At 48.7% G+C, this 23766-nt stretch carries 23 protein-coding genes; 11 read left to right on the top strand and 12 right to left on the bottom strand.

Translation table 11 applies throughout. The annotated features are described in order from the left end of the window. Positions 1 to 33: 33 nt before the first annotated feature. Positions 34 to 2427, bottom strand: a complete 2394-nt coding sequence (mrcB, locus tag C4S60_RS09230) for a penicillin-binding protein 1B (protein WP_103880057.1) — start codon at positions 2425 to 2427, stop codon at positions 34 to 36. Further along, on the bottom strand, positions 2424 to 4889 hold the full coding sequence (hrpB, locus tag C4S60_RS09225) for an ATP-dependent helicase HrpB (RefSeq protein WP_103880056.1): 2466 nt from the start codon (positions 4887 to 4889) through the stop codon (positions 2424 to 2426). The genes mrcB and hrpB overlap by 4 nt, the downstream gene beginning before the upstream one ends. Before the next feature lie 55 nt (positions 4890 to 4944). Between hrpB and sfsA the strand changes: the two genes are divergently transcribed. The 7 genes from sfsA to panC all read left to right on the top strand — a co-directional run bounded on the left by sfsA (position 4945) and on the right by panC (position 10837). After that, on the top strand, positions 4945 to 5661 hold the full coding sequence (gene sfsA, locus C4S60_RS09220; protein ID WP_103880055.1) for a DNA/RNA nuclease SfsA: 717 nt from the start codon (positions 4945 to 4947) through the stop codon (positions 5659 to 5661). Between the two features lie 126 nt (positions 5662 to 5787). Beyond that, positions 5788 to 6234, top strand: a complete 447-nt coding sequence (gene dksA / locus C4S60_RS09215; protein WP_103880054.1) for an RNA polymerase-binding protein DksA — start codon at positions 5788 to 5790, stop codon at positions 6232 to 6234. A 66-nt stretch (positions 6235 to 6300) separates the two neighbouring features. Next, positions 6301 to 7188, top strand: coding sequence for a tRNA glutamyl-Q(34) synthetase GluQRS (gene gluQRS, locus C4S60_RS09210; protein WP_103880053.1), 888 nt, complete (start codon positions 6301 to 6303; stop codon positions 7186 to 7188). 87 nt (positions 7189 to 7275) lie between these two features. Then, positions 7276 to 8631: a polynucleotide adenylyltransferase PcnB gene (gene pcnB, locus C4S60_RS09205; RefSeq protein ID WP_103880052.1), complete on the top strand. Its 1356-nt coding sequence runs from the start codon at positions 7276 to 7278 to the stop codon at positions 8629 to 8631. After that, positions 8631 to 9116 (top strand): 2-amino-4-hydroxy-6-hydroxymethyldihydropteridine diphosphokinase, encoded by a 486-nt coding sequence (gene folK / locus C4S60_RS09200; protein WP_103880051.1) that lies wholly within the window; start codon positions 8631 to 8633, stop codon positions 9114 to 9116. Before pcnB ends, folK begins: the two co-directional genes overlap by 1 nt. 24 nt (positions 9117 to 9140) lie before the next feature. Further along, positions 9141 to 9935 (top strand): 3-methyl-2-oxobutanoate hydroxymethyltransferase, encoded by a 795-nt coding sequence (gene panB, locus C4S60_RS09195; RefSeq protein WP_103880050.1) that lies wholly within the window; start codon positions 9141 to 9143, stop codon positions 9933 to 9935. Between the two features lie 8 nt (positions 9936 to 9943). Next, complete coding sequence (gene panC, locus C4S60_RS09190; RefSeq protein ID WP_103880049.1) at positions 9944 to 10837, top strand: pantoate--beta-alanine ligase; 894 nt, start codon at positions 9944 to 9946, stop codon at positions 10835 to 10837. A gap of 71 nt (positions 10838 to 10908) precedes the next feature. Here panC and C4S60_RS09185 read toward each other — a convergent pair whose 3' ends face one another. Further along, positions 10909 to 12165: a methyl-accepting chemotaxis protein gene (locus C4S60_RS09185; protein WP_103880048.1), complete on the bottom strand. Its 1257-nt coding sequence runs from the start codon at positions 12163 to 12165 to the stop codon at positions 10909 to 10911. A gap of 134 nt (positions 12166 to 12299) precedes the next feature. On the opposite strand from C4S60_RS09185, the gene C4S60_RS09180 reads away from it, so the two are divergent. After that, a complete protein-coding gene (locus tag C4S60_RS09180; protein WP_103880047.1) occupies positions 12300 to 13082 on the top strand; it encodes a potassium channel family protein in 783 nt (260 codons plus the stop codon). A gap of 16 nt (positions 13083 to 13098) precedes the next feature. Here the strand turns inward: C4S60_RS09180 and C4S60_RS09175 are convergent, their stop codons facing one another. Further along, positions 13099 to 14616 carry a CYTH and CHAD domain-containing protein gene (locus C4S60_RS09175; protein WP_103880046.1) on the bottom strand — a complete coding sequence of 506 codons (1518 nt, stop codon included), beginning with the start codon at positions 14614 to 14616 and terminating at the stop codon, positions 13099 to 13101. 206 nt (positions 14617 to 14822) lie between these two features. Between C4S60_RS09175 and C4S60_RS09170 the strand changes: the two genes are divergently transcribed. The 3 genes from C4S60_RS09170 to C4S60_RS09160 all read left to right on the top strand — a co-directional run bounded on the left by C4S60_RS09170 (position 14823) and on the right by C4S60_RS09160 (position 17722). Beyond that, entirely contained in the window at positions 14823 to 15503 is a 681-nt protein-coding gene (locus C4S60_RS09170) for a TIGR00153 family protein (RefSeq protein ID WP_103880045.1), read from the top strand. A 123-nt stretch (positions 15504 to 15626) separates the two neighbouring features. After that, a complete protein-coding gene (locus C4S60_RS09165; protein ID WP_103880044.1) occupies positions 15627 to 16889 on the top strand; it encodes an inorganic phosphate transporter in 1263 nt (420 codons plus the stop codon). A 221-nt stretch (positions 16890 to 17110) separates the two neighbouring features. Beyond that, on the top strand, positions 17111 to 17722 hold the full coding sequence (locus C4S60_RS09160; protein WP_103880043.1) for a TIGR04211 family SH3 domain-containing protein: 612 nt from the start codon (positions 17111 to 17113) through the stop codon (positions 17720 to 17722). Between the two features lie 59 nt (positions 17723 to 17781). Here C4S60_RS09160 and rpoS read toward each other — a convergent pair whose 3' ends face one another. The 8 genes from rpoS to ftsB all read right to left on the bottom strand — a co-directional run bounded on the left by rpoS (position 17782) and on the right by ftsB (position 23678). Next, positions 17782 to 18765 carry an RNA polymerase sigma factor RpoS gene (gene rpoS / locus C4S60_RS09155; protein ID WP_103880042.1) on the bottom strand — a complete coding sequence of 328 codons (984 nt, stop codon included), beginning with the start codon at positions 18763 to 18765 and terminating at the stop codon, positions 17782 to 17784. A 101-nt stretch (positions 18766 to 18866) separates the two neighbouring features. Beyond that, positions 18867 to 19829, bottom strand: coding sequence for a murein hydrolase activator NlpD (nlpD, locus tag C4S60_RS09150; RefSeq protein ID WP_103880041.1), 963 nt, complete (start codon positions 19827 to 19829; stop codon positions 18867 to 18869). Further along, positions 19830 to 20453, bottom strand: coding sequence for a protein-L-isoaspartate(D-aspartate) O-methyltransferase (locus C4S60_RS09145; protein WP_103880040.1), 624 nt, complete (start codon positions 20451 to 20453; stop codon positions 19830 to 19832). Between the two features lie 3 nt (positions 20454 to 20456). Next, positions 20457 to 21221 carry a 5'/3'-nucleotidase SurE gene (gene surE, locus C4S60_RS09140; RefSeq protein ID WP_103880039.1) on the bottom strand — a complete coding sequence of 255 codons (765 nt, stop codon included), beginning with the start codon at positions 21219 to 21221 and terminating at the stop codon, positions 20457 to 20459. 5 nt (positions 21222 to 21226) lie between these two features. Continuing rightward, positions 21227 to 22204, bottom strand: a complete 978-nt coding sequence (truD, locus tag C4S60_RS09135; RefSeq protein WP_103880038.1) for a tRNA pseudouridine(13) synthase TruD — start codon at positions 22202 to 22204, stop codon at positions 21227 to 21229. A gap of 12 nt (positions 22205 to 22216) precedes the next feature. Next, the gene (gene ispF, locus C4S60_RS09130; RefSeq protein WP_103880037.1) at positions 22217 to 22696 is read right to left on the bottom strand and encodes a 2-C-methyl-D-erythritol 2,4-cyclodiphosphate synthase; all 480 of its coding nucleotides are present in this window, start codon (positions 22694 to 22696) and stop codon (positions 22217 to 22219) included. Beyond that, positions 22693 to 23400, bottom strand: coding sequence for a 2-C-methyl-D-erythritol 4-phosphate cytidylyltransferase (ispD, locus tag C4S60_RS09125; RefSeq protein WP_103880036.1), 708 nt, complete (start codon positions 23398 to 23400; stop codon positions 22693 to 22695). Before ispD ends, ispF begins: the two co-directional genes overlap by 4 nt. Further along, the gene (gene ftsB, locus C4S60_RS09120; RefSeq protein ID WP_103880035.1) at positions 23397 to 23678 is read right to left on the bottom strand and encodes a cell division protein FtsB; all 282 of its coding nucleotides are present in this window, start codon (positions 23676 to 23678) and stop codon (positions 23397 to 23399) included. The genes ispD and ftsB overlap by 4 nt, the downstream gene beginning before the upstream one ends. Between the last annotated feature and the right edge of the window lie 88 nt (positions 23679 to 23766).

Here is a 23766-nt window from a genome sequence, read left to right as displayed (position 1 = left end):
CTGCAAGATTGTCGGCAGCTCTTGGCGAAAAAACTACCAGTTGAACAGGTTTTTTATCCACTGCTTGGGCTGATTCTCACACGACGCTTTCATGCTACCATCCTGATCCCATACCGGCAGCTCAAACTGATTACCGCAATCCAGTTCCAGTGCACCCTGACGGGTTTTAGAAAAACCGATCATGCTGATTTCTTTTGGCCAGGGCAGCACCAACTGCTCTGGAATACGTGCTTTCAGATAATCAGAGTACACACGCAGTGCACCACTGGAGCCAGTAAGCTTCGTGGATTTGTTGTCATCGCGGCCAACCCAAATAGTGGTCACCTCACGGCCATCCACACCAACAAACCAGCTGTCGCGAGTATCGTTACTGGTACCGGTTTTCCCAGCCAGCGCAGCATGAGGGAATTGACTATTGAGGAATCGTCCCGTCCCTTCTGCCACGCCCTTTTTCATCGCATAAGTGGTCAGCCACGCCGCTTGCTCGGGCACTTTTTGGCTAGATTTTGGTAGTGAGCGGTACAGGATATCGCCATCTACCGTCACCACGGAACGCAAGGTTGACAGCTCTGCCTGCCGTCCTGAGTTGGCGATGGTCTGGAACATCTGAGCCACCTGATAAGGCGTCAATGACAACGAACCCAGAAACATCGAAGGCAGTGGCTTAATTTCATTGGCGTCCACCCCCAGTTCCACCAGCGTTTTTGACACGGTACTTATCCCCAGTGACATACCGAGTCGCACGGTCGGCACGTTCAGAGAACGGGCTAACGCTTCATAAAGAGGGACATCCCCACGAAACTTACGATCATAGTTTCTTGGCTCCCATATATTGCCCTTACTGCCTTTTAGCTTGACTGGATTGTCGTTCAGGGTAGTGGCCAAGTCGTAGCTCTGAGGCTGTTCCAGTGCAGTTAGATACACTGCTGGCTTAACCAGAGAGCCGATTGGACGGCTGGCATTCAGAGCTCGGTTAAAGCCGCTGTAACCCGTACGCTTACCGCCTACCAGTGCGCGTATTTCTCCCGTGGTTCTGTCAACGGCCACAGCGGCAGCCTCTAAGCCTTTTCCAGACGTTTTCTCCAGTTGTGGAAGGCGTTTGGCAATCGCCTTCTCCAGTTTATCCTGAGACACAGGATCGAGAGAGGTGTAGATACGAATACCTTTACCACCGCTGATCTTGTCGCCAACCTTAGTGCTGATTTCTCGCTTCAGTTGCTGAAAATAAGCGGGCTGTCGACTGGCAATTTGCGGCTTATCCTGCAAATCGAGATTGCGTGATGCTGCCATCTCAAATTCTCGTCCCGTCAACATCCCCTGATCCATCATCAGACGAAGCACCAAGTCACGACGTTGTTTCGCTCGCTCCGGATGCCGGATCGGGTTGTAATAGGAAGGCCCCTTCACCATGCCTACCAGCATCGCTAACTGATCGATACGCAGCTCTTGCAAAGGTTGACCAAAATAGAGTCGAGAAGCCAGTCCAAAGCCATGAATCGCCTCTCCGCGACTCTGCCCCAGATAAACCTCATTCAGATAAGCTTCGAGAATTTCGTCTTTGCTATAGCGGTAATCAAGGATCAATGCGATGTATACTTCGCGAATTTTGCGCCACAAAGTTCGGTCACTGGTCAAAAACAGGTTCTTGGCTAACTGCTGAGTCAAGGTACTGCCGCCCTGCACAGTACGTCCGGCACGCATATTGGCAAAGAACGCGCGGGCGATGGCCGTAGGAGAAACACCATCATGCTGATAGAAATCTCTGTCTTCAGTGGCCAGCAGGGCATCGATCATCACTTCCGGAAACTGGTCACGTCTTAGGAACAAGCGCTGCTCATCAGCCTGTTTCTCTAACATGCCCAGCATCTTAGGTTCGATTCGCAAGAAACCAAGGTCGCCATCCTTGTCCAGTGACTGTATGCGCGTCAAAGCTCCATCGTTAAAGTAAAGCATCACATGGCGATCCGGTTCTGGCCCGTCAGCAAATTCAAATGGTCTTCGAATCAGCTCGATTTTAGTCGATGACGCAGAGTACTCACCCGGCTGGCGTGGCTGAGCCACTTTTCGGTAGCTGAGAACATCGAGTTCATTACGCAACTGTGCAATGGAGATACGGTCACCCACTGATAAGTTCAGGACTCTGGCATAGACTACAGTGGGCAGCTCAAACAAGTTACCTTCAAATCGTTCTTTCACCACCTGATCGAGGTAATACCCTACCGCCCCAACGGCAATGATGCCGACCAGTGCCAGTTTCCAGCCAATAGAGAAAAGCCTCTTGCGCCAGGCGCCTTTCGGCTGTTTCTTGCGTGCAGGTTTACGTTTCGCCTTACCTGCCGTCGCTCGGGACTTGCTGGTTTGCTTTGTGGCTGTCTTTCTCGTTGTTGGCTTTTTACCACTCGATGCCAACTTTTTTATCACTGTCATGAATTCAATTGTCTTTTGGTTTTGCTCGTTGCCTGATGATTCATCGGGTCGTCAGGCCAGGGATGCTTGGGGTAACGCCCTTTCATCTCTTTCTGTACTTCTTTGTAGGCACCTTGCCAAAATGCAGCAAGATCCCGGGTAATTTGCAGTGGACGCTGCGCCGGAGATAGTAACTCCAGAACAATCGCCTGAGTACCGCGAGCTATGGTGGGGGAGGTTTTCTCGCCAAACATTTCCTGCAGTTTTACTGACAGCATCGGTGCTTCCCCGACCTGATAACGGATCTTCTTACGCCCACCGGAGGCCACCACCAGATGCGTCGGCAACCATTCGTCCAACTGCTGTTGTTTATCCCAGCCCAAATAAGCCTGCAGTGCGCCAAATATATCCAGTTTCTGCAGCTGTTTGGCTGTGCTGATACCATGCATATAAGGCAGTAGCCAAGTTTCTAACTCGGCAAGCAACTCGGTTTCGGACATGGCTGGCCAATTTTCTTCGGGTAACCAACATCGTGCACACTCCACTCGCTGGGCTAGCTCTTCGGCAGCCTGAGTCCAGTTAAGTGCAGACAGGCCGCGACGCTGCACATAACCGATTAATGCCATCCCCACATCCGCGTCCGCAGGAACAGGAACTTCCCGGCTCTGTAATACGATCGCTCCTATCCGAGTCTGTTCACTGGCGATGAGTCGTCCCTTATTATCGTCCCACTCGACCACGTGCTGCTGCTCAATCACGGCGTCATTGAATGTTGGCAATAAGCTAATATCAAGCGGCAGTGCCTTAAATACCTGACTACTACCCTGACCAGTACGCATCAAATCGACGATCGTCAAGAAAGGCTCATCGGCTAACTTTTGCTGATCGTTAACCGTTGCTCCGTGACCGTTAGCCAGGAGGTATTGTCCTGAGCTCACACTGCGAGTGGACGCTATTCTATCCGGATAAGCAAACGCTGCGACAATTCCAAGTAAAGATTCCTCCACCCGGGTTAACCGAAAGCGATGCTCTAGTCTGTTTGCCAGCGATTGCGCCCGTTGAGACAATGCCCCTTTACGGCTGTGACTGCCCTGTTGCCAGCGATGAAGTGACAAACGCAGATCCAGCTCATTGCGCTCGGGCTCCTCAATCAGCGCACACACTGCCAGCGCTGTGTTCAACACTTCAGACCCTTGTGCCTGTGATTGCAACAACATACTTGCCAGTCTGGGTTCGACTCCTAAACGATGGACCTGGAGTCCAAACGGCGTCAGCCTGCTCTGATCATCAATCAGTTGTAGTCGGTTGAGCAGTGCTTTCGCCTGCTGTAAGTGCGTCGTTTTGGGAGCATCAACCCAGGCGAGATCACTGACATCATGACACCCCCAGCGAATTAGCTCGATTTGCAGTGCCGCTAAGTCACTGCGTAGAATTTCAGGAGTGCCTTGCTCGGGTTGCTGGTTAAACTGACTCTCACTGTACAGACGCACGCAAAGTCCCGGCTCTATACGTCCTGCCCGTCCGGCACGCTGAATGGCCGAGGACTGGGCGATCCGTCCCTGCTCCAGACGAGATACCCCTGTTTTGAGATCAAATCGAGACTGATTCTCGAGCCCAGAATCCACCACCAGACGAATCCCCTCTATCGTCAGCGACGTTTCCGCGATATTGGTGGCCAGAACAACCTTTCGTTGTCCTGCTTTCGCTGGCTGAATGGCCATCTGCTGAGCTTTAAAATCCAACTGCCCATACAAGAGACAAATTTGAGCATCCACTTCGCTTTGCTGCAACAACTCGGCAACCCGAAGAATCGCTCCGGCTCCGGGCAAAAACGCCAACAGAGACCCGGTTTCACGCGTCAATAACCGCTCTATCTGTTTTGCCATAAACAAAGGCAGATTATCGCTTGGTAACATAGGCTCGTATCGTACATCGACCGGATAAGATCGCCCCTGAGACTCAATGAAATGAGCATTTGGCAGTACTTTGGTCAAATCATTGGCATCCAGCGTCGCTGACATGACGATAAGTTTCAGATCGTCACGCAACGCTTCCTGACTCTCAAGTGCGAAAGCAAGGGCTGTGTCTGCATGCAGGCTACGTTCATGAAATTCATCAAAAATCAGAGCACCGACACCGGTCAGTTCGGGATCTTCCTGCAACATACGAGTAAGAATACCTTCGGTGACGATCTCCAGCTGTGTTCGACTGCTGACCTTGGATTCGCCGCGTACCCGATAGCCCACACGGTCGCCCACAGACTCACCACATTGTGAGGCAATGTACATCGCAATATTGCGCGCGGCGATTCGACGCGGTTCAAGCATGATAATTTTGCCTGAGACAGCGCCACTTTCCATCAGTTTCGCAGGAAAGTGCGTGGACTTACCAGCCCCCGTAGCTGCTTTTAAAATCACCTGATTTGACTCAGATATCGCGACAAGCAGAGAGGGTAATACTTCTTCAATTGGGAGCTGTGACAACGCCGTAACCTTATGTTGTAATGGAGGCACTTATTCTAAGAAAAATGGACTCAAAATGCACTTTGATCCACCGTTAAAGCAGGGAAAGTTAATCAAACGTTATAAGCGCTTTCTTGCTGACATCACACTGGCGGACAAGCAACAGCTTACCATTCATTGTGCCAATACGGGGGCGATGACCGGTTGTGCCGAAGCAGGAGTAACGGTGTGGTACTCCACATCTGACAATGCGAAGAGAAAATATCCGCATAGCTGGGAGCTCACACAGACCGCAGCGGGACATTCAATTTGCGTAAATACAGCCAGAGCCAATACTTTAGTAGTGGAAGCCATCAACAACGAGGTCATTTCCGAGCTTTCAGGTTACCAAACCCTGCGTACCGAAGTGAAATACGGTCAAGAAAACAGCAGAATCGACATTTTATTACAAGATAGTGATCGAGAAGATTGCTACATTGAAGTAAAAAGTGTCACACTGCTGGATGACCTGAACTCTGGGCAAGGTTATTTTCCGGATGCCCAGACAACAAGGGGTCAGAAGCACCTGCGTGAGCTCACAGAAATGGTGCAATCAGGGCGCAGAGCCGTATTATTTTTTGCTGTTTTGCATTCAGGGATTGAAAAGGTGTCTGCGGCACACCATATAGATGCGAAATATTCACTATTACTGAAACAAGCAAGGGAAGCCGGGGTAGAAATTATTTGTTACAAAGCAGAATTTTCTGACAATGAAGTTCGGCTGTTATCACGTGTAGACTTCAATCAAAAGTGATGTCACTTCGACATTGATAACAAGTTTAACAAACAGTGTTTGCCTCAAGCATTTCTTTTTGCTATAGATACCCGCCTTAAAATCAACTGTTTGCACAGTTGACTAGGTGTAAGTAGGAGATGCTGCATGCCAGAATCAAAGAAAAAAGCGCTAGGCATCCTAGCCATTGCTGGTGTTGATCCATACCAGGAAAAAGCTGGTGAAGAGTACATGTCACAAGCTCAGTTGGATCACTTTACAAAAATTTTGAGCGCTTGGCGCAACCAACTTAGGGAAGAAGTTGATCGAACTGTGCACCACATGCAAGACGAAGCAGCTAATTTCCCTGATCCCGTTGACCGAGCTTCGCAAGAAGAAGAGTTCAGCCTTGAACTGCGTAACCGTGACCGTGAGCGTCGTCTGATCAAGAAGATCGAGAAGACGCTGAACAAGATCGAAGAAGATGATTTTGGCTTCTGCGAATCTTGTGGCATCGAAATCGGCATACGCCGACTGGAAGCACGTCCTACAGCAGACTTATGTATCGACTGTAAGACACTTGCAGAAATCAAAGAAAGACAGATGCAAGGCTAACAAGCGGAAAAAAAGGGAGCAAACGCTCCCTTTTTTGATCGAAGAATTCACACGATATAGAACACTATGTACATTGGTCGATTCGCGCCCTCTCCATCGGGCCCACTTCATTTTGGTTCTCTGGTGGCAGCACTGGGAAGTTATTTTCAGGCAAAAAGTCATGCCGGCAAATGGCTGGTCAGAATCGAAGATATCGATCCCCCTCGCGAGGTAGAAGGTGCCAGCTCACTGATCTTAAAAGCCCTCGAAACATACCAGCTGCACTGGGATGACAAGGTTTTATACCAAAGCCATCGCCTGGACGCTTATCAGGATCAAATAGATCAGTGGCTCATTGATGGCCACGCCTACCTGTGCGAATGCACCCGAAAACAGATCAAGGCTGACGGTGGTTTTTATCTCGGTACCTGCAGACAAAAACAACTCAAGGACGCCAGCCAGTGTGCCGTTCGTCTGACGATGCAGCACCCTATTGAGTCATTTACCGACCAACGTTATGGGACGCTAACGATCCCTGAGGCTCTGGCCAAAGAAGATTTCATTATCAAACGCCGTGATGGACTATTTGCCTACAACCTGGCGGTGGTCCTCGACGATATTTATCAGGGCGTCACTGAAGTGGTACGTGGCGCGGATCTTATTGAACCCACTGGGCGACAGATTAGCTTGTATAAAACGCTGGGGCATAAACCCCTGCGTTATCTTCACTTACCGCTGGCGATAGACGACAGTGGCAACAAACTATCCAAACAAAATCATGCTACCGCCATTGATTTATCCAATCCAAGACCCACATTACTCAATGCCATGCGTTTTCTCGGCTTCACCATCGATGACAGCATACTCAATGCAGATATTGAATCTATTGTTCAATGGGGGGTTGAAAACTGGCACCTTTTACAGTTACCGGATGAGCTCAAAATCAAGCCGCCATTCTCAAATGATGCTCTCTAAGCTATCATAAGCGGCAAATTTCATGCGTCAGGCACAAAAATCGCGCCAGAATTGCGCGATTTCGCGAACCTAAATTGCTTTAATATTATGAATATAAAAGAAAACTCCCAAAGCGTTCACCATGTATATGATGATATTTCATTACAAGTCTATACACGGGAAGAACACAACATCTCACGCAAGCAGATCAGCGATAATGCGTTAAAAGTACTGTACCGACTCAATGGCGCAGGCTTTGACGCGTACCTAGTTGGCGGCGGCGTGCGTGATCTGCTGCTTGGAGAACAACCTAAAGATTTCGATATAGCAACTAACGCGACGCCAGAGCAAATTAAAAAGCTATTCAGAAATTGTCGATTGATTGGTCGACGCTTTCGCCTCGCGCACATTATGTTTGGGCGCGACATTATCGAAGTAGCGACGTTTCGTGGTCATCACCAAGAGCAGGAAAAAAACGTCTCTCAGCAGAGCAAAGAAGGCATGTTATTGCGTGACAATGTCTATGGCTCGATCGATGAAGATGCCGAGCGCCGTGATTTTTCGATTAACGCCATGTATTACAACATCGGTGACTACTCTATCCACGACTACGCTGGTGGCGTAGAAGATTTGGAAGATCGCCTGATTCGTCTGATTGGCGAGCCTGATGTACGTTATCGTGAAGATCCGGTCCGTATGTTACGTGCGGTTCGTTTTGCCGCCAAGCTGGATTTTGACATTGAAGAAGACACCGCAGCGCCAATCGAAGAGCTCGCGCCTTTACTGCGTGACATTCCTTCTGCTCGCTTGTATGAAGAGTCTCTCAAGTTGCTTCAGTCTGGTTATGGTCTGGAAACCTACCATCTACTGCGCGAATACAATTTGTTCCAACAATTGTTCCCAATCATAGCGCCATACTTCACCGACGATTATTCTTCTCGCTCCGAGCAGGTTCTCGACCTGGTGCTGGACGCGACCGATGAACGTATTGAGGAAGGCAAACGTGTTAACCCTGCCTTTATGTTTGCCGCAATGCTGTGGTACCCGATGATGGAGCATGCCAATCAACTGATGTCACAAGGCTTCGCTGAGTACGATGCGGTCATGGAAGCCAGCAACATCATCTTAGATGAACAGGTAAAATCGACGGCGATACCTCGACGACATACAGCAACGATTCGCGAAATCTGGCAATTGCAGCTCAGACTGCCACGACGCTCTGGTAAACGCGCCTACCGATTGATGGAATTGAATAAGTTCCGTGCCGGTTTTGACTTCCTTGAAATGCGTGGGGAGATTGAAGGTGGAGAAGTGGCGGCGCTGGCAAAATGGTGGGCAACCTTCCAGTCCGCGGGTCGTAACATGCGCCAGGCGATGGTCAATGAGGTCGGTGGTTCTGGCTCTCGTTCCGGCTCACGCCGACGTCGTCCGTCAAAAAGCAAGAAAAGCAAGAGCGCAGAATAATGACCATCTGTTACATCGCCATTGGCAGCAATCTGGCGGATCCGGTTGCTCAGGCCAACATTGCTATTGAAGCGCTGAAAACATTACCAAAGAGTGAGCTTCTTGCTTGCTCTTCACTTTACAGCAGCACACCGATGGGGCCTCAGAACCAGCCCGATTACATCAATGCTGTTGCAAAGATTTCAACCGAATTAACGCCACTTGAACTGCTTGACTGCACACAGCGCATTGAGCTTGAGCAAGGGCGTGTCCGTAAAGATGAGAGATGGGGCCCAAGAACTCTTGATCTCGATATCATCCTTTTCGGCAATGAGGTGATCGATTCCGAGCGCCTGACCGTTCCTCACTATGGAATGAAAGAGAGAGAGTTTGTTCTCTATCCGCTACTGGAAATCGCACCAAGTTTACAACTCCCTGACGGGACTGAGCTCAAAACCCTCGTAAACAACGTGGACCGCAATGGGCTCAGAGTTTGGCAATCTTAGCCAACCCCTAAGTAAGGACAAAAAATGAAAAAAATCACCATCAACGACCTCGTCAAGTGGAAACAAGAAGGTCGTAAGTTTGCAACTTCAACCGCATACGATGCGAGTTTTGCCGGTTTGTTTGAAAGCCAGGATATGCCTGTTTTGCTTGTCGGAGACTCTTTGGGCATGGTACTTCAGGGCCGCAATGACACGCTACCGGTTACAGTAGAAGACATTGCCTATCACACGCGCAGCGTGCGTGCAGGCAGCCCAAACTGCCTACTGATGGCCGACATGCCATTCATGAGCTACGCCACGCCCGAGCAAGCCTGTGAAAATGCGGCAATACTGATGCGTGCTGGAGCGAATATGGTCAAGCTCGAAGGCAGCGACTGGTTGGTTGATACGGTGAAAATGCTGACAGAGCGTGCTGTTCCTGTTTGTGCGCACCTTGGTCTGACGCCACAAAGTGTCAATATCTTTGGTGGCTATAAAGTTCAAGGCCGCGATCAGCGTAACGCAGACAAAATGGTACGCGATGCGCTCGCACTGCAAGAGGCTGGTGCACAAATTATCCTGCTGGAGTGTGTACCGGCTGAACTGGCAAAACGCATCACTGAAGCGCTTGATGTACCTGTGATTGGCATTGGCGCCGGTAACGGCACTGACGGTCAAATCCTGGTGATGCATGATATGTTTGGAATTTCTGCCAACTACATGCCTAAGTTCTCAAAGAACTTCCTGGCCGAGACGGGTGACATGCGCACAGCGGTGGCTAAATATATTTCAGATGTGGAAAGTGACACCTTCCCTGATGACGCTCATACGATTGCTTAGGGGGAATCATGCAAACTTTTGCTGATATCGCAGAGTTAAGAGAGCAAATTGCTCAGCTGAAACGTGAACAGCGCCGTATCGCGTTCGTCCCTACTATGGGCAATCTGCACGAAGGGCATCTGACTCTGATGCGCAAAGCGCGCGAGCATGCTGACGTCGTTATCGCCAGTATTTTCGTCAACCCAATGCAATTCGAGCGTGCAGACGATCTGAACAACTACCCGCGCACTCTGGATGACGACTTGAGTAAGTTAACTGCGGAAGGGGTTGAACTGGTCTTCACCCCAACACCAGAAGTCATGTATCCACAAGGATTGGACAAACAGACCTTTGTTGAAGTCCCTGGTATCTCTCATATGCTAGAGGGGGCGTCTCGTCCAGGTCACTTCCGGGGCGTGGCCACGATCGTCAACAAGTTGTTCAACATTGTTCAGCCGGACGTTGCCTGCTTTGGGGAAAAAGATTACCAGCAACTGGCGTTGATTCGTCAAATGGTCAGTGATCTGGCGATGAACATCGACATCATTGGCGTGCCTACGGTACGCGAATTGGACGGACTGGCCATGAGCTCTCGCAATGGTTATCTGACGATGGATGAACGCCAGCGAGCCCCTGTTCTGGCTAAGACCATGCGCTGGATTAGCAGCGCGATTCGCGGTGGCCGAGATGACTATGCGTCCATTGTTGAAGACGCGAACGATCAGCTTCGTGCTGCGGGTCTGCACCCCGATGAAATCTTCATTCGTGATGCTCGCAGCCTGCAGGCAATTACTGCCGAGACGACTCACGCCGTGATTCTGATGTCTGCCTTTTTGGGTAAGGCTCGCCTCATCGACAATCAGGTATTGGAGCTACAGCAATCTCAGGCTGATGTAGCGACCGAGTCTGGAGAAAACCACTAGTTTTCTCATAAAGTCAGAGTAAAAAAAACGCTCACTTGTTACCAAGTGAGCGTTTTTGTTTGCGTGAAAGGCTAGAGTTTGAAGGATTGAATCTTGCTATCCAGTTCCGCCGCATTGTTTTGCATCATTTCTGACGTTTCCAGCAGTTCCGTTACCACCACTACAGACGCTTCCACCAGCTCCCGGACATTAGTCAGATTTTGATTCATCTCTTCTGCTACGCTGCTTTGCTGGCCGGCGGCTGTAGCAATTTGGAAGTTCATATCATTGATTTGATTAACCTGGGATACAATGCCATCCAGTTCACTGCCCGCATTGGTCACCAATTCAACGCCATCGGCTGCTTCGACGACGCTTTTTTCCATCAGTTCCACCGCTGAACTGGCACTCGATTGCAACTGGGAAATCATATCTTGAATTTCGACCGTGGCTTGTTGCGTGCGCTGCGCCAGATTGCGAACTTCATCGGCAACAACAGCAAAACCACGACCCGCCTCTCCTGCGCGTGCCGCTTCAATAGCCGCATTCAATGCCAACAGGTTCGTTTGTTCAGAGATACCTTGAATGGTTCCCACTACACTGCCAATGGACTCTACACGCTCTTCTACCTGATTCACCGCCTGTGCCGATGCTGCAATGTCATCCGACAGTTCACTCATCTTCGTCACCGTCCCCTGAACAAAGCGCTGACCCGTAGACGCCTGCTCAGAAGCCTGCTCCGTCAGCTCTGACGCATTTTGGGCATGGTCGGCAACCGTTTGTACCGTAGAGCTCATTTCGCTCATCGCTGTCGCCAGCTGATCAATTTCCTGGAACTCTTCCTGAGAGGATTCTTTGGTCTCTGACATGCTCAAGGTCATGACTTCGGTCAGGGTCGCCAACTCCTGTGACGTAGCTACCTGAGTCTGAATAACGTCGTGAAGCTGAACGCGCGTGCGCTCCAGTTCTCTGGCAACATCCCCGTATTCGTCTTTACAATCCATGATGACAGGTACAGTGAGATCCTTATCGGCCATACGCTTGATCGCATCACTGAGATAATTTGTCTGTTTCAGCATGGTTTTTGCGGCAAACATCAGCAACGCCACAAAGAGAACGATCATGAGTATCGTTTGCCACACAACCTGAAGCAAATACGCTTCATAATGTTGCTGGGCAATGTCGGCATTTTGGGTGGCAGCCAGAAGGGAATCATAAAAGGTGCTTGCATCCCAAAGTTGCTTACCAACCAGTAAAACCGTACTCAATATCATTAACATCAACATCTTAGGAACGAGTCGCACGTCCGTAATGATGCGCTCCCAAGGTTTAAATGCCAGTATGGTCATTATCCGTTCTCCATTATTTATTATATAGTTAGAGGGCTCTTCCCTAACATTGATGCCGACTCAGGCTATCTGTATGCACAAATCACAACCCGCAACCAATTGCACCAGACAACTTTATTTATTTCGAGCCTCGTATGAAACCAAATGATACCAAAACTGAAACTAAGCCTCTGAGTTTATTGTCACTCATCCTGTCATTTATGGCGCTATTTGTGATCTCAGCCCTGTTGTTTGCCCCCATCAATAGCGATGAGCGTAATGTTCTTATCGGCCTCGACTTTATAATCTGTAGCGTATTTATCCTGCAGCTTTGTATAGATCTGATCCGCTCCACAGATCGAGTGCAATTCATGAAATCTCACTGGATCGACTTTGTTGCTAGTATTCCCATGGTTGAGCCGTTGCGATTTGCCCGAGTGTTCCACATTTTTCGGGTTATTCTGGTCATTCGTTCTGGAGAAGCATTACTCAAACAGTTAGCGAAGAATAAGCACGAGACCACCATTGCCTCGATTCTTTTACTGTTGGTGTTACTGATTACGGTTGGAGCTGGAATGATGTTATGGGCTGAAAGTGGTGACCCTGACGCCAATATTCATCAAATCGGTGACGCCGTTTGGTGGGCATTTGTGACGGTTTCCACCGTTGGTTATGGCGATCATTATCCGGTCACCACTATGGGTAAAGTACTGGCCGGTGCCATTATCATTTGCGGTGTGGGGCTGTTTGGTATGACGTCAGGCCTGATCACATCTCTGCTTTCATCCCCTAGTTCAATGGATGAGAGGCGTTCAAAACACAAAGAAGTTATATTGCAAAAACTGCTAAACCAACAAGAAATTATTTTGCATAAACTAGAAAAGTTAGAGGACCGACTGGATTCTATGGAGCAGGATAAAAAAGAAAGAGGCCGTTAGCCTCTTTCTATCAAATTCAACCTTGCCAGTATGGCTCCGCTTCTATACTTATCTGTCTGGTCTGTTCCATCGCATGCAAGATGGAGCTTTCCTGACGGCGCAACCAGCGTTCCAATTGCTCCTGCTCCTCTCCTTCCAGCTTATCAACCATTTTTTCCAGCAACTCTAGCATTAGCAGATCATCAATGCCCTGTAACAAATCGGCCCAGGGCAAACGGAAACTGTTACGCTCATCGGCGTTGTACAGACTGGCAAATCCGACTCCGGTATACAAGTTGCGCATCAGACGGTATTGCTGGTCAATGTAGTCTTGTCGTGTCAGTTGCTTCTCCGGAGGGAAAGCCTCTATGAGCTCCGCCCAGGTGCGTGCCAGTTGCTTAACGGAAAATGGCTTGATGCTCTGTGCCATTTTCTGTCGCGCCTTGTCGTCCAAAAACGGTTGCCAACCTCGGGAAAGAATCCATCGGCTCAGATCCAGAAGCAGCCCTGCGTAGCGAGCAGAGTGAATGAGCTTCAGCATCTCTTCGCGATCCGGAAGGTCTTGCTCCATCTCCTTCAGTTCCGCCACCAGGAATTTTCGTGCATCCAATTTTCTCAGCACGTGACCTTTGTCTTCCAGCAAGTTCTCAAAATGGTCATAACTTTTTAGCCAGCCCAGCTCTTGCTCTAACCACTTAAGCTCCTGACGCAATATGGCACTGGCGCGACGGGGTACTATGCCTCCGTACACCGTCAGGATCTGACGAATAAAGCTCAGCGAGTGACTGATTTCATGCAGCGCTTCTATCGATTCTCGCTCCACATAAATTTGTTCATGGTAGTGCCAATGAGCCAAGGCGTGCTCCAGCGATTGAACAAAACAAGTTTCGACGCTGTCGCTGTCAGTTGTATTGACCAGTTCCATGGTTTTAACTGGATCGCCATCATAATCCATGGCCAGACGATAGCCACGAGCTGCCTTACTCAGATTCCCCAAACGTATGCCGCCCCCTTCACTCAGTGCACGAGCCAGAGTAAACAGCGCATCCGTTTGCCCCGACTTAAGCTCCAGCTCCACTTCACAGATAGGGAATGTCTTATCACCAGAGGAAACCATACCCTGATCAAATGCAACTTCAACCTGGCTTCCATCTGCCATACCGATCAGCCATTGCTCGCGAGTGAAATCGGTCGCAAATATCGGCATCAACTCAGACTGTAATACCTCTACATCTTTACCTTGTGGGTAGATATCAAGCGGGTGCAGGGTCAGGACGGGAGAGTTGGAAGTATGCTCCGCATTAAATTCCGGGCGTTGATGCAGTCCAGCGACAACGCGTCCAGAAGTTTTTACGGTTTGTACAAAGACATCGTCAAAACGACGAATTCTCAGGCCGATATCGTGTTGGCGTAGCCAGTTGTCTGGCGTATCGAAGTAAGTATTTCCTAACTCACGACGACTGTGCTGAAGTACTTTTGTTTCAGAAATTTTGTTACGTAAAGTTTCTGAAAAATCAGGAGAAACAAAAAACTTCAGTTCTATCTCGGTTTCCATAGTTTTACCTTTCGGGGACACTCACAACAGGATATGAGCAATTGATCTAATCAGCAAGTGACAAATATCACCCAAATGATGATCTAAAACAGTTTAAATCAGACTTTTAATGGGTTACCATGCGCGCCTTTATAGCCATCGCTCAACATTTCACCATGAATTTGGTGTATGTTTATTTCAGGTTATATTAATTAGGTTGAACAACCATGCCAGTAAATACAATTATGGGGTTATTTGCAAAGTCCCCAATTAAGCCTTTGCAGCGCCACGTTGTGTGCGTAACAGAATGTTGCTCCCACCTTGTAAATTTCTTTGAGACAAGTGCTCAGGGGGATTGGGAGAAGGCAGCGGAGATCCGTGCGCAGATTTCTCATTTGGAGAAAGAGGCGGACGTATTGAAACGTGAAATACGCCTGAAACTACCACGCGGTTTATTCCTGCCTGTCGATCGTAGCGATATGTTAGAGCTACTTACACAGCAGGACAAACTTGCCAACCTCGCTAAAGACATTGCCGGTCGTGTGTACGGTCGTCAACTCGTCATTCCAGCTCCACTGCAAGAAAACTTCATCGCTTATGTTAAGCGTTGTCTTGATGCGGCAAACCAGGCTCAAAAAGTAATCAATGAGCTTGATGAACTGTTAGAGACAGGCTTTAAAGGACGTGAAGTTACTCTGGTAGCGGAGATGATTCATCAGTTGGACATCATTGAAGATGACACTGATGCAATGCAGATCCAACTTCGTCAACAATTGATGGCGATTGAACATGAACTGAATCCAATTGATGTCATGTTCCTGTACAAGATTCTTGAGTGGGTCGGCGGTATCGCAGATCAAGCACAGCGCGTAGGCGCTCGTCTTGAACTGATGCTGTCCAGGTCTTAAACGAACGTTAACTAAGTAACAAAGAGCAAGGATGTATTAGGCGTTGAGCACAGACAATGCTTAAGAGTATGCCTGCGCCTAAATAATTGCTCCGCTTGTTATGAAATAAAACTAGGTATTACAATGGATATTCTTGCAAACTATGGCACTATCCTAATTATCATCGCTGCTGCATTTGGTTTCATGATGGCGATCGGTATCGGTGCAAATGATGTTGCCAATGCAATGGGTACTTCTGTTGGCTCTAAAGCTCTAACAGTTAAGCAAGCTATCATCATCGCGATGATCTTCGAATTTGCCGGCGCATACCTTGCTGGCGGTGAAGTAACTGACACCATCCGTAAGGGTGTTATCGAAACCTCACTGTTCGCTCATCAACCAGACGTACTCGTCTTTGGTATGATGTCTTCACTTCTTGCTGCAGGTACTTGGCTGCTGCTTGCCTCTTACATGGGCTGGCCAGTGTCCACAACTCACTCAATCATCGGTGCAATCATCGGTTTTGCGTGTGTATCAGTAGGGACTGAAGCCGTAGACTGGGGCTCAGTGAAAGGCATTGTCGGCAGCTGGGTTGTCACGCCCGTGATATCCGGTTTCTTTGCCTATGTCATCTTTGTGAGTGCACAACGACTGATATTCGATACAGAAAAACCACTTTTCAATGCCAAGCGTTTTGTTCCTGTTTACATGTTTATCACGACCATGGTTATCGCTTTGGTGACGATCAAGAAAGGTCTGAAACACGTAGGCCTGCACCTGACGAACACTGAAGCTTGGGTTTGGGCTGCAGCCGTCTCTGCTCTGGTTATGGTAGGTGGTTACATCTACATCCAACGTAAGTTTGCTAATCGCGAAGAAGACCATGGCTTTAGCGGTGTCGAAGGTATTTTCAGCGTGCTGATGGTTATCACAGCGTGTGCGATGGCCTTTGCTCACGGCTCAAACGACGTCGCCAATGCGATTGGTCCACTGTCAGCGGTTGTTTCTACTGTTGAGCACATGGGTGAGATCACTGCGAAAAGCACTATCGCATGGTGGATTCTTCCACTGGGTGGTATCGGTATCGTAGTCGGTCTTGCGACTATGGGGCACAAGGTAATGGCAACTGTTGGTACAGGCATCACTGAACTGACACCAAGCCGTGGTTTTGCTGCTCAACTTGCTACAGCATGTACTGTAGTACTGGCTTCTGGTACGGGTCTTCCAATCTCAACCACGCAGACTCTGGTAGGCGCGGTGCTGGGTGTTGGTTTTGCTCGTGGTATTGCAGCTTTGAATCTGGGCGTTGTGCGTAATATCGTTGCTTCATGGATTGTTACCCTGCCTGCAGGTGCACTGCTAGCGGTTGTATTCTACTATGTCATGCAAGCACTGTTTGGCGCATAAGCGAAGCGATTTACAAAGTCAGAGAGATGTGAAGCTCACGTCATAATTGACTCAAATTCAAAGAAAGGGAGGCTTTGCCTCCCTTCTTTGTTGCACCGGGTTAAGAAACTTCATACTATTTGGCCAATCTTAAAAGTTTACAATTTGAGAGTATCTGAGATCCTCTGTAGTCTATGTTACTTTCTTATTCATCCCCCATTGAAACACTTAAGGGACTTACTGTGAAAAAACTGATCTGCATGATCATGATGTCAATACTGGCTGCACCGGCTGCACTGGCTCAGGATCGTTATATTGCTGACAAGCTATTTACTTATCTGCACTCTGGCCCTAGTAGCCAGTATCGAATCATCGGCAGCATTAATGCGGGTGACAAGGTATCTCTGTTATCGACTAACCGTGAGACAGGTTACTCACAAGTCCAGGATGAACGTGGTCGCAAAGGTTGGGTTGAGTCGAAGTTTGTAACCACTCAGGAAAGCATGGCAGTAAGACTTCCTCGTCTTGAAAAAGAGCTGACGCAAGTGAAATCTCAACTGGCCAATGCACGTGAAACCTCAAATAGCGAAAAAGATGGGCTGGTAAGCTCTCTGGAAGCCCGTAACAAGCAAATTGCGGAATTGGAACAAAACTACTCCGATATCAGCTCTCAGCTTACCTCGTCGCAAACAGAGATTCGTGAGCTACGTGCCAAACTGGACACTCAAAAAGAAGACCTGTTACTGCGCTACTTCATGTACGGCGGTGGCGTTGCTGGCGTCGGCCTTTTGTTTGGCCTGATCTTGCCTCACCTGATCCCACGCCGTAAGAAGAGTCCTAGCGGCTGGGCATAAGATAAAATCAGACATAAAAAAATACCGCCTGAAGGGCGGTATTTTTTATTGGTATTGCTCTAGTCATCGTCAAAGTTAAACAATGACTCCATATTCAGACCTTGTTTAATCAGAATATCACGAAGTCGACGAAGTCCTTCAACCTGAATCTGTCTGACACGCTCTCGGGTCAGGTTAATTTCACGACCAACCTCTTCCAGCGTTGAAGGCTCGTATCCTAACAGACCAAACCGGCGAGCCAGCACTTCTTTCTGCTTAGGGTTCAACTCATCAAGCCAATGGATCAGAGACGACTTAATATCATCATCCTGAGTCGAGACTTCAGGATCAGAATGAGTGGAATCAGGAATGATGTCCAACAGTGCTTTCTCACCGTCACCACCAATCGGCGTGTCCACCGAACTAATGCGCTCATTCAGGCGCAGCATCTTAGACACATCACTGACCGGCTTATCCAGCTTCTGAGCGATCTCTTCTGCCGTTGGTTCATGATCCAGTTTTTGCGACAACTCTCTCGCGGTGCGCAGATAAATGTTCAACTCTTTAACAACGTGAATTGGCAGACGAATAGTGCGAGTTTGGTTCATCAACGCACGCTCAATGGTCTGGCGGATCCACCAGGTCGCATAGGTCGAGAACCGGAATCCACGCTCGGGATCGAACTTTTCTACCGCTCTGATCAGACCGAGATTACCTTCCTCAATCAGATCTAACAGAGCCAGTCCCCGGTTACTGTATCGACGGGAAATTTTTACGACCAGACGCAGATTACTCTCGATCATGCGCTTGCGGGCGGCTTCATCGCCTTTAAGCGCCCGACGGGCATATAACACTTCTTCTTCTGCGGTCAGTAGTGGAGAGAAACCAATCTCACCGAGATAAAGCTGTGTCGCATCCAGACTTTTCGCCGACGCGTCATACAGATCTTTCTCTTCGGGCTCCGAAAGGGTTTCATCGTTGGTAAGTGCGGTTTCGACGATGTCTACAGACTCGTTTTCCGCATCGAAATTTTCGTTCTTGGTTACTGCATTGCTCATACTCATAGCGCCTCCCCCTGGCGAGCTAGCAAAACACGACTACAAACTGTATTGCTAACCTTCTCTGATTACGTCAATCAAATTGCAAGTAGCTTGTTGTGCGGTCACTACGGTAAATAGCGTTTTGGATTTACCGACTGACCCTGATATCGAATTTCAAAGTGAAGTCTTACGCTGTTGGTTCCGGAGCTTCCCATCGTTGCGATTTTCTGTCCGGCATTCACACTCTGTCCTTCTGACACCAGCAACCGATCGTTATGTGCATAGGCACTGAGGTAGCTATCATTATGTTTAACGATAACCAAATTACCATAACCTCGGAGTGCATTGCCCGAATAAACCACGGTCCCTTTTGCAGTGGCAACAATTGCCTGGCCTCTTTGGCCCGCAATGTCGATACCTTTATTTCCCTGGTCCCCTGCAGAAAAGTTCTTTATAACACGCCCTTTTGTTGGCCAGATCCAGCTAGAAACTTTAGCTGTGGAGCTAGGTGCCGGCTTGGGTTTCGGCTTAGCCTGCGCTGTACTCTGTTTTGCCGTATTGGGTTTGGTGTTATTAACATTTTGTTTACCTTTAGACTCACCATACTCCTTTGTTTTCGATTGATCAACCTTCTTTGTCGCAGTTTTTTGACTATTTTGCGAAGATGAGCTACTCACTTTTTGGGGGGAAGATTTCGTAGCTGACGCGGTTGATTGGGGCACCGCAGTACTTGCTGCAGCTGCGGTCGTAGAAGCGACAGCGACTTCGCCAGCACCAGAGCCTGCATACGCTGGCGGAGAGTATACCGGACGCCATAAGTTGAGGCGTTGACCGGGGTGAATGGTGTACGGATTCTTAAGATTATTTAGCCTTATCAGCTCTTTAACATCTTTATCAGTGACGTAAGCAATGAAGTAGAGAGTGTCACCATTTTGAACTTCATAGTAGCTGCCACGATAACTGCCACGGGAGACATTTTCGTACTTGCCTCCCAAATTTGAGACAGGCGCAGGCGAATGCCCAGCACACCCAGCCAGTGCACTGCACAAAATACCTATAGAAACCACTGCTCTCAAACGGCTTTGCATTTACGCCAATTCACCTGCAATTAAGGGAACAAATCTTACTAATTCAACCACTTCGGTATCAAAACTATCACCTTTTCGAGTGATTTTTAATAATTGTTGTTCATTGTCCCCAACGGGGATGACCAGACGTCCGCCATCCGTTAACTGAGCAAGTAACGCTTCCGGTACCGTCGCGGCCGCTGCGGTAACAATAATGGCATCAAAAGGCCCCTTGGCTTGCCAGCCCTGCCATCCATCCCCGTGTTTGGTCGATACATTGTAAATATCCAGCCGCTTGAGACGTCTTTTTGCATCCCATTGCAGCGACTTAATACGTTCCACTGAATATACATGATCCACTAATTGAGCAAGCACTGCCGTCTGATATCCAGAGCCAGTACCGATTTCGAGCACCCTAGTCTCTCGCGATAGCTCCAGTAGTTCGGTCATCTTAGCCACAATATAGGGCTGAGAAATGGTCTGCCCTGCTCCGATCGGCAACGCATTGTTGTCATAGGCCTGATGAATCATCGCCTGCGACACGAACTGCTCTCTGGGTACTGACAGTATCGCATCAAGAACCGCAGAGTCTGATATTCCATGCCTATTTAAAAATTCAACTAATCTCGCTGCTTGCGGATTCATTGATCACTCTCTCCCTGCTATCCAACGTTCCATTGCGCCTATTGATTCATGTGCAGTCAGGTCCACTTGAAGCGGAGTAATGGAAATATGCCCTTGTTCAATGGCATAGAAGTCCGTTCCGGTCCCGGCATCCTGTTCCTTCCCCGGCGGCCCCAACCAATAGATATCATGGCCACGTGGATCTTTTTGCTTAATCATGCTCTCTGCATGATGACGCGCGCCCAAGCGGGTAACTTCGACCGAACCCAACTGCGCCAATGGCAAATCCGGTATATTGATGTTGAGTAATCGGTTTGTCGGCACGCGCTGTGCCAGATGACGCTCAACAAACTGGCGTGCAACCCGGGCCGCAGCGGTAAAGTGAGTTTTGCCCACTAAACTGAATGCGATGGACTGTACACCAAGAAAGTGCCCTTCCATCGCTGCCGCTACCGTTCCAGAATACAGGACATCGTCTCCAAGGTTCGCGCCATGGTTTATTCCTGACAGCACTAGATCTGGCAGCGCCCCCTTCATGAGCTCGTTCAGGGCAAAATGAACGCAGTCTGTCGGCGTGCCCTGTACAGAAAAAACGCGAGGCTCGATTTCATTTACCCTTAGGGGCTGCTCCAGTGTCAACGAGTTTGACGCTCCGGAGCGATTACGGTCAGGGGCAACGATCGTCACCTCAGCAATGTCTCTCAGCTCTGCCGCCAGTGCTCGAATTCCTTCAGCGTGCACACCATCATCATTGCTGATCAGAATGCTCAATTTTTTGCATTTTTCCATGTCTATTAGAACTGTCTTTCCACTTCTTCAATAATTGCTAACTCTCTCAGAATCGAGGTAGCAAAGCTGCCTGAATCCAAGAAAAATGAGAGCGTAACCGTGTTTTCTTCGCTGTGCGTAGTCAACGACTCCGGTTTAAGTACAACTTGACGACGATCGTGGCGCATACGATTGCCACGAATCAACAACATCAGTTCAGGTTCCTGATCAACAATACTCTGTTCGAGTTCCAACGCGTCTTGCTGCGTTGGCAAGTCATTATCACCCACAAGGGCAGCGGTAATGACCCCACGGTCATCGACAATGTCCCCTGCTAACTCGGTATCGAAGCTTTGTGCTTCAATACGCTTCGAGACAATATGGTTAAAGATCCATGAGCGCGCTGCAGACAAATAAAGGCTACGTTTATTTTGATTGCGGGTACGTACATTGTCTCTGCCCCAACGTCTTGCTTCTTCGACATTGCCACCATCGCGGCCAAAACGCTGCTGACCAAAATAATTTGGCACACCACCTTGCTTTACCAACTCCAGGCGACGTTCTAAGTCGCCCATGTCAGAAATGTCCGTCAGGCGAACCTCAAACTGATTACCGGCCAGATCTCCGGGGCGCAATTTTTTGTTGTGCCAGGTTGTTTCCAGAACTTCAATGCTGGGATACTGCGCGTGGAAAGCGGCAAAATCAGGCAGGTTTTTTTTAGGCAGATGAACACTGAGCCATTGCTCGGTTACTGCATGTCGATCTTTTAATCCTGCCCATCCAACATCTTTGGATTTCACCCCACAAACTTTGGCAATCTCATTGGCAACAAAACTGGTATTCTCACCACTTTTGCGAACTCGTAACATCAGGTGTTCACCTTCACCCGTAAACTCGTAGCCCAAAACCTCTTTGACGACGAAGTCTTCATTAGCGGCTTTAAACTTAGCCTTAGCTTGCGGCTGACCGTAAAGGTAAGCCAGATCTTTAAGAACATCTTTCATGATAATGCCTATTTAAGACGAAATTTTGCTGATCAGAACCACGGCTTCCGTGGCGATGCCTTCTTTACGTCCTGTAAATCCGAGCCTTTCAGTTGTTGTTGCTTTCACATTAATATTGCCCAGGTCCGTTTCAAGATCCTCGGCTATCACCTGACACATATCATCAATATGTGGAGCCATTTTAGGAGCTTGAGCCATGATGGTAATGTCCGCATTGACCAACTCATAACCTTTTGATTTTACTTTACCATATACGTCACGAAGCAGAGCTCGACTGTCAGCCCCTTTCCACTCATCATCCGTATCTGGAAAGTGACGGCCAATGTCGCCTGCGGCAATGGCCCCGAGTAAAGCATCGCAGAGGGCATGCAATGCCACGTCACCGTCAGAATGCGCGATCAGTCCTTTCTCAAAGGGAATGGCAACGCCACCAATAATTACAGGTCCTTCTCCACCAAATTTATGTACATCAAAGCCGTGACCTATTCTCATTGTTGTTCCTCGTTATTCAAATAGAACTCGGCCAGCGCCAAATCTTCTGGGCGAGTAATTTTAATATTGTCGCTGCGCCCCTCGACCAACAAGGGAGACAATCCAGCCCATTCTACAGCGGAGGCTTCATCGGTAATTGCAATGCCTTCAGAAAGTCCGTCAGTAAGAACGCTATGCAGCAATTCTGCCTTGAACATTTGCGGAGTGAGCGCATGCCAGAGACCTGTTCGATCGACCGTGTGGTCAATGCCATTCGCGTCATTCGCCCGTTTCATGGTGTCTTTAACCGGAGCAGCAAGAATGCCACCGACTGGGTGAGTACTGACTTCGTAAATCAGCTTGGTTATGTCCGCTAAAGTAATACACGGTCTGGCAGCATCGTGAACCAAGCACCAGGCGTTCGGTACCCGGTCTTTGACATAGGTCACCGCAGATAGCACTGAGTCCGCACGTTCCGTACCTCCGGGTACTCTCACCACAGGCTTATCCGAAGAAAAGGTCAAACCCGTGAAATAAGGATCGTTGTCGCTCACTGCAACTACCACACTCTGCACGCTAGGATGCGCCAACAATCTGTCAACGGTATGCTCAAGAATGGTTTTGCCATGAACGTTCAGGTATTGCTTCGGCTTATCGGCCTGCATTCGGCTACCGACACCAGCGGCAGGTACAATAGCAATAATGGGGTGTTGTTCAGGGATCATTGGTTTTCCTCACCTATGATACGATAGAAGGTCTCTCCCTCTTGAATCATTCCTAGTTCATGTCTGGCCCGCTCTTCAATCGCATCGAGCCCCTGTCGAAGGTCATCAATTTCCGCAAACATTTCATCATTGCGGGTTTGCAGATTACCATTCACCTGTTGTTGAACCTGAATCTCAGCTTCTACCTGGCTGAAATCATTAATGCCGTTTTTTCCAAACCAAAGGGTGTATTGCAACCAAGAAAAGACAACAAGCAACACAAGTGTAAAAATACGCATAAACCGGAATATTCCATCGAGAAATTCTGTTCTTTATATAGCACAGTTTACACCCTGAGCTAAGTGAAGAAAAAGGCTTGTTAGTTAG

The organism is Vibrio hangzhouensis, assembly GCF_900107935.1.
In the GTDB taxonomy this organism is placed as follows: Bacteria; Pseudomonadota; Gammaproteobacteria; order Enterobacterales; family Vibrionaceae; genus Vibrio; species Vibrio hangzhouensis.
The sequence above is the reverse complement of the archived record's forward strand: the minus strand, read 5'-3'. Positions and strand labels throughout refer to the sequence as shown.